This is a genomic window from Spongiibacter pelagi, from assembly GCF_014705705.1.
GTDB classification, from domain to species: domain Bacteria; phylum Pseudomonadota; class Gammaproteobacteria; order Pseudomonadales; family Spongiibacteraceae; genus Spongiibacter; species Spongiibacter pelagi.
In genome coordinates this window covers 1-16,281 of sequence record NZ_JACXLD010000008.1, presented here as the reverse complement: position 1 = coordinate 16,281, position 16,281 = coordinate 1, and the positions used below count along the sequence as shown (strand labels likewise).

Here is a 16,281-nt window from a genome sequence, read left to right as displayed (position 1 = left end):
CATTCAAAGACCTGTTGTAACTGCGTATTATGAAAGCGAAGAAGAATGATTAAAATGACAAGATGTTGATACTAGAGGCCAGCGACATGCCTTGCTCTGCCAGATGCAAAGCTAACTACCGATTCCGTAATTCGAGAGGGTTTACCCTTATCGAGTTGATTGTAGTTATCTCTGTGCTAGGCATTTTATCTGCAGTGGCTATTCCCAGTATGAATGATTTTATAGTCAGCTCCCGAGCTAGTGCAGAAGTCCGCAGCCTTATGCGTTTTGTCGCTAGCGCCCGCTCAGAAGCCATTGCGCAAGCTCAGCCTGTAAGTATTTCACGGATCTCAGATAACTGGTCAGGGGGTTGGCGTAGCTGGATCGATGTTAACGGTAATGGTCAGTACGATGCAGGCGAGACATTGAAACAACAATCAGCTATTGGCAGTAAATCTTCCATCTCGATCAAGCAAACAGATGCCGCTATTTCAACGTTCCGCTTTAATAGTGAGGGTTTTCTGGATAGTGCTGCGGTAATTGCCATTGAGTACCGCAGTTATCCTGAAAAATGTTCTGTCGATCGTAACATGACTTTAAATTTGAGTGGGCAGCTAACGCTGAGCGAGAGGAGTTGCTCGTGAATTCGCAGCGTATGAAAAGGTCTCGCCGTCAAAAAGGCGTTGGCTTGATTGAAGTCATGGTGGCGGTGCTTATTTCTGCAACCGGTGTATTGGGTGCAGCAGCGTTGCAAATGAACTCCATTAAATATAATCAAACTGCCAGTACGCGTTCGACAGCCGTATTTCTAGCGAGTGATATATGTGACCGTATGCGCGCTAATCGTGCGAATGCATTGGCCGGAAACTACGACATTGCGTTGGACGCAGATGCGCCAAAAGGCGATGCAGTTCATCAACAGGATTTACAGGAGTGGGTTGCCACTCTAGCGAATAGTCTCCCCGGTGGGGACGGTTCGGTTACTCGTGCAGGCACAACGTTTACCATTGTAGTGCAATGGAACGAGGGCCGTATTTCTTCAACTCGTGAAGCAAATAGTGGCGATAATGAATCCTTTGTTTTCATTACCGAGCTCTAAGGGACTGAAATGAAAAAGCTACGCGGTTTCAGTCTGATCGAATTAATGATAGCGATGACGCTCGGTATTTTGCTGAGCTTGGCTGTATCTCAGGTTTTATTAGGTAGCCGGGCAAGCGATAACGTTCAGGAAGCTTTGTCACAAATTCAAGAAAATGCTCGCTTTGCGATGAGCTATATCGGCAAAGAGGTGCGGATGGCGGGGTTTATTGGCTGTGCCACCATCAGTTCTACATCAGTAAACAACATTGCTTTACCTGCGGATGAGGTCGATTTTTCTGACGCGACTGCACTGATTGTTGATAACGATGTTGATGCAGATAATGATTTTGATGCTGTAGCGGGCACCGATATTCTGCATTTGAAGCGTGGTTCAGACGAGTTTATTCGCATATCAGGAGCAATTGCTCCCAGTAGTGCACAGATTCAAGTAGAAAATAACTCGGTAGGCTTTGAGCAGGGTGACTTTGTGCTGGTGTCTGACTGTGAATCAGCCGATGTATTTCGCATCACCAGTGAACCCGCCGGGGCAGGAGAGGGTACAGCAACCTTGGCTCATGCGGCGGGCGCCACAAACAGCTCGGGCACATTAAGCCGTTTGTATTCCGCGGATGCTGAGCTTTACGGCCTAGAAGAGCTGCATTTTTTCATTCAAGACAGTGGCAAAACCACTAATCGGGGCGGGGCCATTAACAGCCTGTATGTCAGTCAGCGCCGTATTGGTTCTGGCGGCCCGCTTTCCGCAGCCACTGAGCTGCTCGAAGGCGTTGAGGATATGCAAATTGAACTAGGTGTAGACACCAACGACGACCAACAAATTGATCAGTATGTGGATGCTGATGCGGTCGCGGATTGGGCAGATGTGCTCAGTTTGAAATTGCGATTGCAGTTGTATAGCACTAATAGCGCAGCGGTTAACGGCTCAGGTCAAACATTTACTAATGCGGTAGGTGAAGAGGTTGAAGTTGATGATGGCCGTATGCGCCGTGTATTTATCAACGTGTTTGCGATCAGGAATAAACTGCCATGAGAGGACTTTTGTCGGCACAGCCACTTCGTAAACAAGCAGGTATGGTGTTGTTGGTTAGTCTCGTCTTTATGTTAATCATAACCATAATCGGCAGTGAAGCGATGCTGAGTGCCACCTTGCAAGAGCGCATGGCGGGTAATACCAAAGAATCCAGTCTTGCATTTCAGGCGGCCGAGGCCTCACTGCGAGAGGCCGAGCAAGTTTTGGCAGGGGTCAATGTGGGGCCTTTTAATGGCACCTTGGGTATGTATCAATCTTGCCCGGACGCTGCGGATGAGCGCGACGCCTGTGACAGCCCTGATTGGCAAGATTATGACTCAACCGGTTGGGTTTCAGTCGCTAATTTCGATTCCAAAGCCGCGAAACAGCCGGAATACATTATTGAACGTATGACTTCTTCTCAGGTAGGAGTGGAAGTGTTGGACTCCGACAGGGTTGTTCCCACAGCGGGGTTTTACCGGGTACTGGCACGAGGATATGGTGCGAGTAACCGGAGCATGGTGGTACTAAGCACCACCTATCGTCGCGAGGATTAGTGTGATGTTGAGCCAACTCGGTCATTGTTTTAAAAAAATGGCATCAAAGGCCTGTATTGGAATTCCGGTACTGCTTCTCGCGCTGCCGATGGGAGTGTCTGCGGCAGAAGATTGCTCATTAACCGTGACCACGGATGATTGGGTGGGAAGTAAAAGGAAAGTTCGTACATATACCTTCTCTGAGTTGGTGTCTATCGACAGTATCGACAAGATCGATTTGCGAAAATCCAGCCAAAACGAGTGCAAGAGAAGTATGTACTCGACCAGTGGCAATATTCTCCGTGTAGACAACCGGGGGATTGATAAAGACGACAAATATTGTCGGGCAAAATTTACAGTAACCGGACAGAAGGTGGGCTGTGATGGTGCCACTGGCGATGATTCAATTGCGCAAAAACCGCTGTTCCTGACCCAATCAGCTGCCCCCAATGTCATGTATATTCTGGATGACTCGGGCTCTATGCATTTTGAATTAATGCCCGACGATATCATTATTGATTCGGCACGTTATGTTTTTCCTCGTGCAGATGGGGTTTACGGCAGCGGTGATTACGACAATCGTGTGCCAACAGTAGATGCAGGTTCGGCATTTAATGCTCGCAGTCGTTCGCCTCAGGTGAACAGCCTTTATTACAATCCCGGCATCACCTATGACCCCTGGATAAAATGGGATGGCACTTCATATCCTGCGGCGGTACCTACTTGTGCCTGGCATAACCCAGAGCGCACAAACTCCAACTCAGCAACCTATTGCCGAAATTTAACGACCAATAACAGCAACTACAATGATGTCAGTTGGCGTAGTTGTACCAGTAGTAGCTCCTGTTCGAGTACAACGAATAACAAGACCTTTTGGCCAGCCACCTATTATTGGATGAAAGATACCAGCGCCAGCAGTTGGAGCTCGAGCAATTTTGACAAAGTTGAAATTCGTAGCGGCACAACCTATTCCGGTCATGGTCGCGAAGGCCGGGATGACTGTACGACTAATGATGATGGCACCTGTACCTACACCGAAGAGATGCAAAACTTCGCCAATTGGTACACCTATTATCGCTCGCGGATTTTAACAGCCCGCGCTGGATCAGGTTTTGCTTTTGCAGGGCAGAGCGCGGATATACGGGTAGGTTTTGCCAGTATCAACCAAGGGGAGTCTACGGTTGATGGCGTAAAAACTAACGTTATTGTTAACGGCGTTCGAGATTTTGCCGGTGACGACCGTAAGTCTTTTTACAGTTCGCTCTATACCCGTAGTATTCCAAGTGCAGGTACACCTTTACGCCGAGCCCTAGATGCGGCGGGCACCTATTTTATGCGTAAAGATAGTAAAGGCCCGTGGAGTGACTCGCCAGGTGAAAGTAGTAATGAAGACCAGCTTATCTGTCGCCGAAACTACAGCATTTTAATGACTGATGGTTACTGGAGTGGTAGCGCGGTAAGCGGCAGTGCCGGCGATAATAACGATGGCACAGGCGGGCCAACGTGGACGAATCCCTTCGGCAAGTCTTATACCTATAAGGCGATTTCTCCATTTACTGATAATCGCGAAGATACCTTGGCCGATGTGGCCATGTATTACTGGAAAAACGACCTCAGAACAGACATGAGTAATGAGGTATTCGAAAACAAATCCAACCCCGCGTTTTGGCAACATATGACCACCTATGGTGTGGGCTTTGGGGTGACCGGTACCGTCGACCCCAAGTCGGCTTTTGCCGCAATCACCACCGGAGACTCAATAACCTGGCCTGATCCCGGTAGTGCGGAAAAGCATAAAATTGATGATCTGCTGCATGCAGGGGTTAATAGCCGGGGCGGTTTTTTCAGCGCGGCAAACCCAGATCAGTTTGCCAATGAGCTGGCGACTTTCCTTGAAAATATAGCCAACGAGAGTAAGTCATCGGCTTCTTCAATTGCGGCTAACTCTACGCGTTTGGACTCCGGCACGCTGATCTATCAGGCCAGCTTTAATAGTCTTGAATGGACGGGGCGCATTGTTGCCTACACCTTGCAAGATAACGGGCAACTCGATCAAGTATATTGGGATACTGACAAAAACGGCATACCTGCACACGGCAGCCGGAAAATTATTGCGACCGCTGGTGATGTGGGCGGGATAGTAACCAGCGCAACAGATTTCACTACATCAAGTTGGGCCAGCTTCACTGCAGATCAAAAAGCCTTTTTGCAGAACAGTGGCTCGGAAACCGACGGCAAAAATCTGTTGAACTGGTTGCGTGGTGACAAAACAAATGAGGGCAGTGATTATCGCCCTAGAACAGGCCTGCTAGGCGATATTGTCAATTCTGATCCCTTCTTCACAGGCAATTCAGAAAACTTTGGTTTTGGCTTCCTTGGTGGATCCGAAGGTACTAGCTATGCCACTTTCCTAAGCAGCAAATCATCACGCACTCCTATGATTTATGTGGGTGCCAACGACGGCATGCTGCACGGTTTTGATGCTCAAACCGGTATCGAAAAAATGGCGTTTATTCCTACCGCTGTCTTTGAAAATTTACCGGATTTAGCCGATGTGGATTACACGCACCGTTACTTTGTGGATAGCTCGCCACGCGTGCTAGATGCTTATCTGGGCGGTACATGGAAATCCGTTTTGGTGTCTGGCACGGGTGCTGGCGGGCGCGCGGTATTTGCGCTTGACGTAACCTCGCCATCAACCTTTTCAAAAAATAACTTTATGTGGGAGTTTTCTACTGCCGATGATGCCGCCGACAAACTCGGTGTCGCTATGAGTGAGCCTTCTATCGCAAGGTTGAAGGCGAGCGATAAGTGGGTGGCGATTTTCGGTAACGGCTATGATTCTGGCGATAACGTAAAATTGTTTATCGTCGACCTGGCCACTGGCAGCTTGTTAAAAGCCATTGATACGGGTGTGAGCGGTACCAATAACGGTTTGGGCACCGCAGTGCCTGTCGACGTAGATGGTGACAAGGTTACTGATTATGTCTACGCGGGTGATTTGACCGGTAATTTGTGGAAATTTGATCTGACTGGCGCAGCAATAGATGACTGGTCTGTTGCTTATAGCGCCAGTGGCAGTCCAGCACCATTATTTAAAGCAGTTGATGATGATGGAGATCCGCAACCTATTACTGCACGACCAACGGTAGGGCGGCATCCCGGTGGTGGATATATGGTGTATGTGGGCACTGGGCGTTATTTTATGGAGTCTGATTCCCACACTGAGGTTGATCCTCAGGTGCAAAGTTTCTACGGCATTCGCGATAATGGCGCCATTGTCGCTAGAGGCGATTTGCTTGAGCAAGAAATTCAATACGAGGGTTTTGGTACTCTTAGCAATGGCAGTACAACTGCTGCACCCATTCGTATAGTGAGTGATAACAGCCCCGATTCAGCGCCCACGTATGGCTGGTATTTGAACCTCATTTATAACACCGCCGAAGGTGAGCGCTCGGTTTCTCGTCCGATCCTGAGAAATGGCCGAATTATTTTCTCAACCATTATCCCTAGTGAAAGCCTATGTGGTTATGGTGGTCGTAGCTGGTTGATGGAGCTGGATGCAGTAAATGGCGGTCGTATTGATGAGCCGGTGCTCGATATCAATAATGATGGCAAAATCGATGAGCTCGACAAAGTCTTGATCGACGGGAAATACTATCCTGTTAGCGGACTTGGATTTGAGGAAATGATCAAAACCCCAGGTATTATCGGTGCTGGTGATCTGGAATATAAATTCACCTCCGGTAGTAGTGGTTCAATCGGCGTGATCACCGAGAGTGGCGATGGCGCGGAGAATTTAGGTCGGCAGTCTTGGAGACACCTGCAATGAAACATTACCTCAGCAGAGGTCACTACGGTGTTGCCGGATTTACCTTGGTTGAATTGATGATTACCGTAGCGATTGTTGGCATTCTTGCAGCAATCGCGTATCCGAGTTATCAGGAGCAGGTAGCAGCCTCACGCAGAAATGAAGCAGCGACGGCGCTGCTAACTGGAGCCCAAGCTCTGGAGCGTTACTATTCCAGCAATGGTCGCTATACCACTACTGCTGGGGGTAATACTCTGCCAGCGGTTTTCCCAACAACGGTGCCAGAAAACGGCACGGCGTATTACACCATTGCGGCATCGGGAACTCCCACAGCTAATAGTTTTACGCTTAAAGCTACTCGTACCGGGGTGATGGCCTCTGATGGTTGTGGCAATCTCACACTAGATGAGGCCGGAATTAACGCATTAGAGAGCGCAAGCAAGACGGTCGCGCAGTGCTGGCGGCGCTAAGCGTTCTAGTTAAATTAACCCGCATCCTTTATCGCAATTTTGGCGTAATTGATCAGCTTGTCTTTTAGCCGTTGAGAATAGGTTACAAAGTTGGTCAGTGCGCCCAGGTCCTTGCGCTCGGGGTCTGCCATAAAGGTCAATAGTTGCCGGTGAGTATCGTCAAGTACGCCCTGCATTTCGCGTGATAGTGCGGTGATATTAGGGCCATCCTCAGTTTCAAAACCTTTCTTTAAGCCATCAAACAGCAGCAAGCTCTCGCTGGAAAGCTCTCGTATCAGCAGCAAAATATCGCTTTTCAGTTCAACAAAGTGCTCGGATAACACCTTTTTGGTGTTGTATAAATCGCTGATGGAATCGTGAATCTGAAACAGGTAATCAAACTGATTAATGAGTCGAATTAACTCCTTGGATTCCTGCTCGTCATTAATTTTTACCACCACTTTCGAAAAGTAGCCGATATATTCCCGGTTCAAAAACTCCACATATTCAATGCGTTTTCCCGCCGCATTGAACACGCTCTGATAATTGCTCTCGATACTCAGCGTGACCAAATTGTAGTTTTCCTGCAGAAAAGCGAGTAGTTCATTAGAGTTTCGCTTTAGGGTTTGCTGTATCGCATCAAAATTATCTTCTTCACTGAGTACCGGCATATCCAGTCGCTCAAAATCCATTTTGCCTTCACCCAGCATAAGATCGACCAAGCGGGTAAAGGGGGTAATGAAGACAATAAAAATCAGGCTCGTTGCCAAATTGAAAACCAGATGGATATTGGCCAGCGCAATGGCAGGATCAACATCGAGCTGGGCAAATTTGTCATCAAACAAATAGAGCGCGGGTAGAAAAATCAGAACGCCACCAATATTGAATAAAAAGTGGCTAAGTGCGGTCTTTTTCGCCGAGGCATCCATATTCACCATCGACAATAAGGCCGTAGCCGTAGTGCCGATATTGGCGCCCATAATAAGAGGCACCGCATTCTCCAAGCCGAGAATGCCCTGCTGCGTAAAGATAATGGCCAGACCGGTGGTGACAGAGCTGGATTGAATCAAGGCGGTAAATAAACAGCCAAACAAAATACCGTAGAGCGGGTTGTGGGGTTCTGTCAGTATAGCAATGAGCGCGGGGTTGCTTTGCAGGGGCTGCAAGCTGGATGAAATCAGGTTGAGACTAAAAAACACAAAGCCAAAATAAAATACCGCCTTGCCAAACATGGAGTAGCGCGAACGAATAACGGTAAGAAAGAAGCCGGTAATAATAAAAATGGGGGCGAACGAAGTGAGCTTAAAAGCAACCAACTGAGCGGTAATGGTGGTGCCAATATTGGCGCCGAAAATAATGCCCACACTATTTTTGAAGGACAAAATGCCCGCATTAACCAAGCTTATGGCAATAACCGATGTTGCCGAGCTGGATTGAATTACCGCCGTAACTAGTGCGCCAATTAGCACCCCAACCGCCGGAATGCGGGTCACTTTAGCAAGCGACTTGCGGAAGCGTTCACCGGAAATCCGTTCGATTTCACGGGAGAAATTTTCAAGTCCAAAGACAAATAGGATAATTGCCGTTAGACCGGCCATTAAAATATGAATGGTTTCCATCGGGGCCGTGGTTATCCTTCTGTGCGTCTATTCGGGCTGTGTTATCCATAGAATACAGCGCCAAACAAGTTAGAAGAAAGCCCCGTTTTTTAAACTCAATTTTCCCGATGCCACTCGGATTGATCACGCATTTCGCTGAACAGGCCCGGATAATCTCGCCAGTAATATTGCAGGCTAGTATCCGCCCAGCCCGCGTAGATCGACTCCCAAGATAGGGCCTCAATTCGCCAGCCGTGATGGGGCTCAATATTGCTAATAAACACTGGCGCGCCGTAATCACAAAAGCGGGTATCGACACTGAGCCTAACCGCTTTGTCAGCGGTATTGGGCTCGGCTTTGTGCACGGTGCAGGCATGAAAAATAATCACATCGCCTTGCTCTACATTAGAGACATGCCAGGTATTTTCCTCAGGGAAAATCTCGCACTGAACACCGCCAACGCCTTGGGCTTGAAATACATTACGCACGCCGTGTTTGTGGGATTTTGGCAAAAGCTTGAGGCGCCCCATAGATTCATCCACATCGTGAAGCGCCACCCATAGGCCAGCCATGGTCGGCCCTGCATGATGGGAATACGCATCTTGATGGGGTGGGGTTTCGTAACCCAACTTGCGGGGCGTTGCGATTCTCGCCATTTTCATGGGATACACAAACACTTCTGCGCCGCGTACTTTCGCCATCAGGTCTTGTAATTCTGGGCGGTGGAAGAGGGCTTGAAAGGCTTCCAGCGATTGCATTTTTGGGTAAACCGCATCCCAAATGGGATCGGTTTCAAAAAAGGGTTCACCGTTTAATTCAGGCATGCCCACAGCATTGGCTGTGATATATGGCGACAAGGCCGCGAGAAAGCCTTGCTTGACCGCATTGCAATCATTGGCACTGACAACACCCTTAAAGTGCAGATAACCCCACTCCTGAAAGCGGGCCTGTAACACTTCGGCAGACTCGGTAATGGCCGAGACAATTAAGGGCTGGTTTAAGCTTGGGGAATTTACAGTATTCAGAATTGATTACCTTGTGAACTTAATAGCAGGTTAAAAAAGCCTTCGTTATCGGGATCGGCATCGAGCGCGTCCACCCATTCACGTAGCTCTGCAATAGAGCAAGGATGCAGGGCATGACCGAGATGGTCAATCATCCAGATAGGTAGCTCGAAAGAAGCCAGAAGGTCGAGTAATTGAAGGCCATGATCGCCGGCTTTCTTAAGCCCAAAGGGCCAAAATTCGATAATAATTGAAAGCTCGGGCAGGCTTTGTCGGATGAGGTTTTCAAGGCCGCTAATCACCTTGAACTCTGCGCCTTGAGTGTCGATTTTTAAAAGATCGATTCGTGAAATGGCGTTACCGAGAATGTCGTCGCCCCGTACTAAATCAATCGAAACTTGGCGGCGGGTTTCGCCCCGAGAATAAATTTGGTGATCTCCCCAGTTGTTTTCACTAAGGAATAAGGTGCTCGGCGCATTCTCCACGGATAACGCCGCATTGATTGCTTTTGTATGTCGAATTCCATTGAGGCGCAGGTTTTCTTCCAGCAAGGAAAAGTTTGCAGGCTCAGGTTCAAACGCAAACACCTTACCTTGTGACCCTACGGCTGCCGCTCCCAGCACACTGTAATAGCCAATATTGGCCCCCACATCGACCAAACAATCGCCGGGCTTAAGCAATTTGCATAGCAATTCGGATTCATAAGCTTCCCATTGGCCAGTCTCTCTAATGGCTTTGGAAACATGCAGATCCCCCTCGGGATGAACCCGCATAGAAAGAGGAGGGGTAGAGGCGAGGCTGGCGGGAAGCTTAAGTGCGTATTTCATACTCAGTGGTTTTTAATTATTTGAAAAATCAGGCCAAAAGCTCAGCAATTGCGGCCTGTATCCTAATTTATAAGCGATTGAATATACATCATTTCTAGACACTGCTTGGTCGTTTGAAAAAAGAAATTTGCCGGCATTTGACCTTGGTGTAGAACCAAGGTCTATAAATAGAACATGGCTCTTTAAAGAGCGTTAACGCCAAGCTGGAGACGAGAGTAAATGAAGCCTAGCGAGCAAAAAACACAGGAAATTTTTATTGATGGCGCTGGTTGCGCAAGCTGTGTGGGAAAAATTGAATCTGCCCTTAAGCAAGTCTCCGGGGTGACCTCCGCTGAAATGAACTTTGCTCAACGGGTGGTTACCGTTGCCGGTAACGCGAGTGGCGACGCCCTTATCTCGGCGGTAGAAAATGCGGGCTACCACGGCAAGCTCAATACCGCAGAGAATGAAGATAATAGCCTTGCTGAGAAAGAAGCTGCAGATTGGGCCTATTACAAAAAGTTACTGCGCGATATGACCATTGCCTTAGCGCTAGGTATTCCACTGATGATTTATGGTTTGGTGGTTGGCGAGATGTCCGTCAATACCAGTGGAGAACGCATCGGCTGGCTGCTCGTCGGTATCGCAACTCTGGCAGTCATGATTTTTTCTGGTAAGCACTTTTATATCGGAGCCTGGAGCTCACTAAAAAATCACTCCGCCAATATGGACACCCTCATTGCACTGGGTACGGGAACCGCATGGCTTTACTCCATGATTGTGGTGTTCTTACCCCATCTTGTGCCTGAAATGGCTCGCCATGTGTATTTTGAAGCAACGGCCATGATTATCGGTTTGATTAACCTTGGTCTAGCGCTTGAGCTCAAGGCGCGTGGCCGAACGTCTGAGGCTATTAAACGCCTGATCGGTTTGCAAGCCAAAACGGCAAGGGTGATTCGCGATGGCAAAGAGCGTGATATTCCCATAGAGAACGTTCAAATCGATGATCACGTCAGGGTGCGCCCCGGCGAAAAAATCCCCGTTGATGGTCTAGTTATTGAGGGTCATACCGCGATTGATGAATCGATGTTAACAGGCGAGCCGATGCCGGTTGAAAAGTCAGAGGGGGATAGTGTCTCAGCGGGCACGATTAATAAATCTGGCTCCATTATTTTTGCCGCCACGCGAGTAGGAAAAGACACCGCATTGGCGCAAATTATAAACATGGTTAAGCGGGCACAAAACTCCAAGCCGCCGATAGGCCGGCTTGCCGATGTCATCTCAGGCTATTTTGTTCCTGTCATTATGATTATTGCTGTGAGTAGCGCCTTGGCTTGGCTTAATTTCGGCCCTGATCCCGCCATTGCGTTTGCCATTGTTTCGGCAACCTCGGTACTCATTATTGCTTGCCCATGCGCATTGGGCTTGGCAACTCCCATGTCAGTAATGGTGGGGGTAGGTAAAGCCGCCGAGGCCGGCGTTTTAATTCGCAATGGTGAGGCACTGCAAACCGCTTCCAAAATTACGGCAATGGTATTGGATAAAACCGGCACCATCACACTCGGCTCCCCCAAAGTTACCGATATCGTCATCACCTCAGATATGGATGAAACCACTATTTTGAAATATGCCGCCACCTTAGAAGCGGGGTCAGAACACCCTCTGGCTTTGGCAATTGTGGAATCGGCAAAAGAGAAGGGCGTTGAGAATGGAACACTCACCAATTTCAGCGCAATAGCAGGGCATGGCGTAGAGGCAAATATAGAAGGGAAGAGGGTGCTCTTTGGTAATGAAAAGCTGATGAAAGAGCAAAAAATAGCACTGGGTGATCATGTTGAAACCGCACAATTACTTGCGGCAGAAGCTAAAACACCTATGTATTTTGCGGTCGACAATCAACTTGCGGCGATTATCGCCGTAGCCGACCCAATAAAAAGTGACTCTATTGCGGCTATTCAGCGGCTTCAACACAACGGTATTCGTGTGGTTATGCTCACCGGCGACAACCGAGCCACCGCTAAAGCCGTTGCTGAAAAAGTAGGCATTAGCGACTTTTTTGCCGAAGTTTTGCCTGAAGACAAATCCAAGAAGATACAGGAACTGCAAATGGCCGGCGAGATTGTCGGCATGACCGGTGATGGGATCAACGATGCGCCAGCACTGGCTTTGGCAAATGTCGGCTTTGCAATAGGCACAGGCACCGATGTTGCCATAGAAAGCGCAGACATCACGCTAATGCGGGGCTCATTACACGGTATCGCCGACGCAATCGCCGTAAGTAAAGCGACCTTGCGCAATATCAAACAGAACTTATTTGGCGCGTTTATTTATAACGTTGCTGGCGTGCCATTTGCCGCAGGTGTTCTATATCCCGTATTTGGCGTATTGCTCAGCCCAGTTATTGCCGGCGCGGCAATGGCATTTTCATCGTTAACCGTAGTCAGCAACGCCAATCGACTACGCTTGTTTAAAGCGCAGGAACACTGAGCTTATAAAGAGGGAAAAGATATGATGATTATCAACCTGTTAGGTCTTGGTCTGATTGCGCTAATCATATGGTGGTTTTGGCTCTACAAGGCACAAGAAATCAAGATGGAAGACAATGAACTGCTGATTACCGTCGAGAATGGCGTTTATTCGCCGTCGCGAATCAAATTACCTGTCGGCACATCGATTGAACTGACGTTTTTGCGTAAAGATCCATCGCCTTGCGCCGAAATGTTGCTCATACCGGAGCTGCAAATCAGTGAAAGCCTGCCGCTCAATAAAGTGAAACGTATTCCATTGCCAGCACTAAAGCCGGGGGATTATGCCTTTCATTGCCAAATGCAAATGTATAAAGGGCAAATCAGCGCGGCCTAGTAGTAACTTTGTACGTAATCGGAGGCAACACCATGACAACACACCGATTTGGGATAAATCCCGGCTTCCTTGCCAAGCACAAAGTGAAGCTACATAAACTTGATCCAACAAATGCCAGCAAAATCCTTGCGGAGATTGATGAGCTCCCTTGGATTGATCAGGTTTCGTTGAACAGCAAAAACGGCCAACTCAAAATGGTCTATGAGGCTTCACACCATAATATTGATGAAATGATCGCTATTATAGAAAAGCATGGAGCCAGTATCAGTAATGACTTCTGGAGTCGAATAAAACTTGGCTGGCAACGTCAAATTGATGAAAACATCAAAGACAACGCAAAACATGAAGCGGCGTGCTGCAGCAAAATTCCGCCGGGCTATCGGAGGAAGTGAAAATCCATATGTTCGCATAATGTATATTATGTTAAATAAGGAAAATAACAGGAAAGACCTTTACTGCCCTGTTTGGCCTGTTAAGTACGTGATCAATGTTTAGAAAAAATGCACCCAGCGTGATAACGCTGAGTGCTTTCATAAGACGGGACTTATCGATTGGTGAATAGCTGCTTGGCGCTTTGCCAGTTTTCTTGAAATTCACTTTCGATATCGAGCAATGCGGTGATCTTGGCTAATTTCCAAATGCCACCCTCACGACGATATTCTTCTTCGTAACGGCCGCCGATAAATCCGCTGCCAACTTTTCCAGTCGGATTGCCTTCTCGAAAAACGGCTGGGCAATCGATATACCACAGGCCGGTAGCGTTATCGCCGTCTACGCGAATCACATCATTCGTGACTCTATGCTGGCAATAACTGAGAAAAGCAGGCACGCCATGCGCGAAAAAATTGCTGACTTCCTCACGGCCCTGCATAAGTGGCAATCCGGTAAAGTCAGCAACGATATCATCCGCCAACAAAGGCAGTAGTTCATCTATAGCTGCACCCTCGCCCGCAACGGTTCGATCAATGCAGTGACAATAGTTGTAGTGTTTAATCGTGCGAATTGCTTCTTTGTCTTCAAGCAACTGCAGTCTTTGTTCAATATTCATCTTATTATCTCCTTCTGAATTTTTCTGAATCAGTCAATTAAGCTGAAAGCCAAACTCTTCATGCGCTGCTTTTAAGGCGGGTAATCCAAAGGCGCGTAGCGGACAAGTCACACCATAGTTTTCAATATTTCCAGCTTGAAGTTGTCTGGCCGTCCATGCGGCAATTTCGCCGGTGTAGTAATAGATATTATGACCTTCAAGATTGCAGGCCCCGAGCAATTTGCCAGTGGCCGCGTAGGCTTCGGCGCGTATCAATGTGGGACCTTTATCGCGCGCTACAACATCGGGTGATTTACGTTGCGGAATTGGAATACTACGCAGGAGCGTACTCATTACGCGGCGGTAACCAGGAATTCGATACAGCAGATGCTGTAGTTTGTTATAGGCGCCCATCACGCCACCAAAAACACCAAACCAAGCAAGGTAAACATTAACGTTTTTCAAATACGGATGGGATTTAGGGTGTTCACGACACTCCACAGTAGGCACGTTAATGCCTTTAATCCGCCGTTTGCCTGCGGTTATTGAGGGTCGGCCGTCATTCTGGAAAAATTCGCCAAATAGAACATAACGTATTGTTTTATATATATTTTTACGGTTCTTCTGGCTCTAATATCTTGATGCCAAAGTCCAGCGGAGGCACCTCTCGTTCCAGGTCCAGGTTGTAGTCCCCGAAACGATTGATATTGGAGTTCCTGTACGGTGACAGCCCATTCAGAAGATCCTTGCTGATGACAACACCCTCGCCCGCCAGATCTTTGAGGACTCGGGTCATTTTCTCCACGTTGTAGAGAATGACCATGTTCGCGACAAGCTGATTGTACTTAACGATTTTGCGCTGTTCGTGGCGCACATTTTCAGCGATAATGCCTTCCCCGCCAAAAAACAGCCATTTGATGAAACCATTAAACTCTTCGCTTTTGTTGGTTGCTGACTGGATGGTTTTTCTCAGTTCAAGTTCATCAATATATCGGAGCAAAAAGAGCGTTCTAACGGCTTTGCCAAGCTCTTTAAAAGCCATATACAACTTGTTTTTTCGACTGTAGGTTCCTAGACGCCGCAAGATGGTTGAGGCGGTAATTTTGCCTTTCTTAATTGAGATCACCACACGCAGCATGTCGCGAAGGTGCCGCTCAATTAACTTGAAATCGATACTACCGGCAAACAAAGCCTCTATATTTTTGTATCGATAGCGATTGTCGGGCCTGAAGAGCAATAAGTCCTGAATATTGCGAATCCGCGGCATGAGATTGATGCCCAGCAGGTGTGATAAACCAAACACAGGATAACTTTGCGCTTGTGTGTCTCCGTGCAAAGTGTCAGGTTGAATATCGGATTTATTGCTCATGAGCCCGTCCAGAATGTAGACCGCTTCGTAGACGCCGCATGGAATAAAGTGACTGAACAAGGCAATGTAAGTATCGGAGACGTGATAGTAGCCAATACCTCCGTATTTGCCATACCGAATATGGTATTCCGTCAGCAGGTTTTGCTCGTACAGATCCCACATGGTGCCATCCGCAGCGGCATGCTTTCCGGTACCCCAGTATTTGGGGAGATCAAATTTGTTGTAGGCATTGACCACCTGCGTTATTGCTCGATCTAAACGGTCTTCGGAAGCATGGCGGAGATTGAGCCAGGCAATCTGTTTGCGACTCATATTCTTCACCGATTTGGCCGTTTGAACCGGTCCAAGATTGCACCCATAGCAAAATAGCGTGGTGATAAATCGCTTCTCCGGCTCATCAATGCGCGCCTCATTTCCGGACAAGGGACCGAAATGCTTATGCAAACCAAGCCATTTTTCGGTATCCGTTAAAATGTCGATGATGCTTACTTCTGGCAGATTTTCAGTAATCAGCTCGTCCAGCTTCTTGAGTTCTGCTTGTGGCTGTTCACTTCTTATTGGGCTGACGGATAGTTTTCCGTCTTTGATGGTTGCATGCAGATTTTCAGGGTGTTTAGCGTCAACTATCTTGTCCGGTCGGCGACAACTATGATGGCCGGTTGGGTGGTTCAGTTTTCTACTGGCTTTTCGCCTTTTCCATGTGCTGCTGTTTCCGGTAACTTTCTCCCTCCAG

The 16,281-nt window shown here is 48.0% G+C and carries 15 protein-coding genes and 1 pseudogene; 10 read left to right on the top strand and 6 right to left on the bottom strand.

What is annotated here, in order from left to right:
* Positions 1-62: 62 nt before the first annotated feature.
* The 7 genes and pseudogenes from IB286_RS15820 to IB286_RS12750 form a co-directional block, all read left to right on the top strand.
* Positions 63-197 (top strand): annotated as a pseudogene (locus tag IB286_RS15820) (type IV pilin protein); the annotation flags it as partial.
* 12 nt (positions 198-209) lie between these two features.
* Positions 210-623 carry a GspH/FimT family protein gene (locus IB286_RS12775; protein WP_223826392.1) on the top strand — a complete coding sequence of 138 codons (414 nt, stop codon included), beginning with the start codon at positions 210-212 and terminating at the stop codon, positions 621-623.
* On the top strand, positions 620-1,078 hold the full coding sequence (pilV, locus tag IB286_RS12770) for a type IV pilus modification protein PilV (RefSeq protein WP_317889761.1): 459 nt from the start codon (positions 620-622) through the stop codon (positions 1,076-1,078). Before IB286_RS12775 ends, pilV begins: the two co-directional genes overlap by 4 nt.
* A gap of 9 nt (positions 1,079-1,087) precedes the next feature.
* A complete protein-coding gene (locus IB286_RS12765; RefSeq protein WP_190766321.1) occupies positions 1,088-2,107 on the top strand; it encodes a PilW family protein in 1,020 nt (339 codons plus the stop codon).
* The gene (locus IB286_RS12760) at positions 2,104-2,643 is read left to right on the top strand and encodes a pilus assembly PilX family protein (RefSeq protein WP_190766172.1); all 540 of its coding nucleotides are present in this window, start codon (positions 2,104-2,106) and stop codon (positions 2,641-2,643) included. The genes IB286_RS12765 and IB286_RS12760 overlap by 4 nt, the downstream gene beginning before the upstream one ends.
* A gap of 4 nt (positions 2,644-2,647) precedes the next feature.
* The gene (locus tag IB286_RS12755; protein WP_223826385.1) at positions 2,648-6,454 is read left to right on the top strand and encodes a pilus assembly protein; all 3,807 of its coding nucleotides are present in this window, start codon (positions 2,648-2,650) and stop codon (positions 6,452-6,454) included.
* Complete coding sequence (locus tag IB286_RS12750; protein ID WP_190766170.1) at positions 6,451-6,903, top strand: type IV pilin protein; 453 nt, start codon at positions 6,451-6,453, stop codon at positions 6,901-6,903. The genes IB286_RS12755 and IB286_RS12750 overlap by 4 nt, the downstream gene beginning before the upstream one ends.
* Before the next feature lie 14 nt (positions 6,904-6,917).
* Here IB286_RS12750 and IB286_RS12745 read toward each other — a convergent pair whose 3' ends face one another.
* The 3 genes from IB286_RS12745 to IB286_RS12735 all read right to left on the bottom strand — a co-directional run bounded on the left by IB286_RS12745 (position 6,918) and on the right by IB286_RS12735 (position 10,257).
* Positions 6,918-8,501 (bottom strand): Na/Pi cotransporter family protein, encoded by a 1,584-nt coding sequence (locus IB286_RS12745; RefSeq protein ID WP_190766168.1) that lies wholly within the window; start codon positions 8,499-8,501, stop codon positions 6,918-6,920.
* Positions 8,502-8,596: 95 nt separating this feature from the next.
* Positions 8,597-9,436: a phytanoyl-CoA dioxygenase family protein gene (locus IB286_RS12740; RefSeq protein ID WP_317889760.1), complete on the bottom strand. Its 840-nt coding sequence runs from the start codon at positions 9,434-9,436 to the stop codon at positions 8,597-8,599.
* A 65-nt stretch (positions 9,437-9,501) separates the two neighbouring features.
* Positions 9,502-10,257, bottom strand: coding sequence for an FkbM family methyltransferase (locus tag IB286_RS12735; RefSeq protein ID WP_223826390.1), 756 nt, complete (start codon positions 10,255-10,257; stop codon positions 9,502-9,504).
* A 273-nt stretch (positions 10,258-10,530) separates the two neighbouring features.
* Between IB286_RS12735 and IB286_RS12730 the strand changes: the two genes are divergently transcribed.
* The 3 genes from IB286_RS12730 to IB286_RS12720 are packed head-to-tail and all read left to right on the top strand — an operon-like array spanning position 10,531 to position 13,544.
* Positions 10,531-12,777, top strand: coding sequence for a heavy metal translocating P-type ATPase (locus IB286_RS12730; protein ID WP_190766164.1), 2,247 nt, complete (start codon positions 10,531-10,533; stop codon positions 12,775-12,777).
* 21 nt (positions 12,778-12,798) lie between these two features.
* A complete protein-coding gene (locus tag IB286_RS12725; RefSeq protein ID WP_190766162.1) occupies positions 12,799-13,152 on the top strand; it encodes a cupredoxin domain-containing protein in 354 nt (117 codons plus the stop codon).
* Between the two features lie 32 nt (positions 13,153-13,184).
* On the top strand, positions 13,185-13,544 hold the full coding sequence (locus IB286_RS12720; protein ID WP_190766160.1) for a hypothetical protein: 360 nt from the start codon (positions 13,185-13,187) through the stop codon (positions 13,542-13,544).
* Positions 13,545-13,696: 152 nt separating this feature from the next.
* Here IB286_RS12720 and IB286_RS12715 read toward each other — a convergent pair whose 3' ends face one another.
* The 3 genes from IB286_RS12715 to IB286_RS12705 form a co-directional block, all read right to left on the bottom strand.
* Entirely contained in the window at positions 13,697-14,200 is a 504-nt protein-coding gene (locus IB286_RS12715; RefSeq protein ID WP_190766158.1) for a nuclear transport factor 2 family protein, read from the bottom strand.
* A 33-nt stretch (positions 14,201-14,233) separates the two neighbouring features.
* Entirely contained in the window at positions 14,234-14,689 is a 456-nt protein-coding gene (locus IB286_RS12710; protein ID WP_190766156.1) for a hypothetical protein, read from the bottom strand.
* Positions 14,690-14,792: 103 nt separating this feature from the next.
* Positions 14,793-16,281: transposase (locus IB286_RS12705; protein WP_223826384.1), on the bottom strand; the 1,489-nt coding region annotated here is incomplete at its 5' end.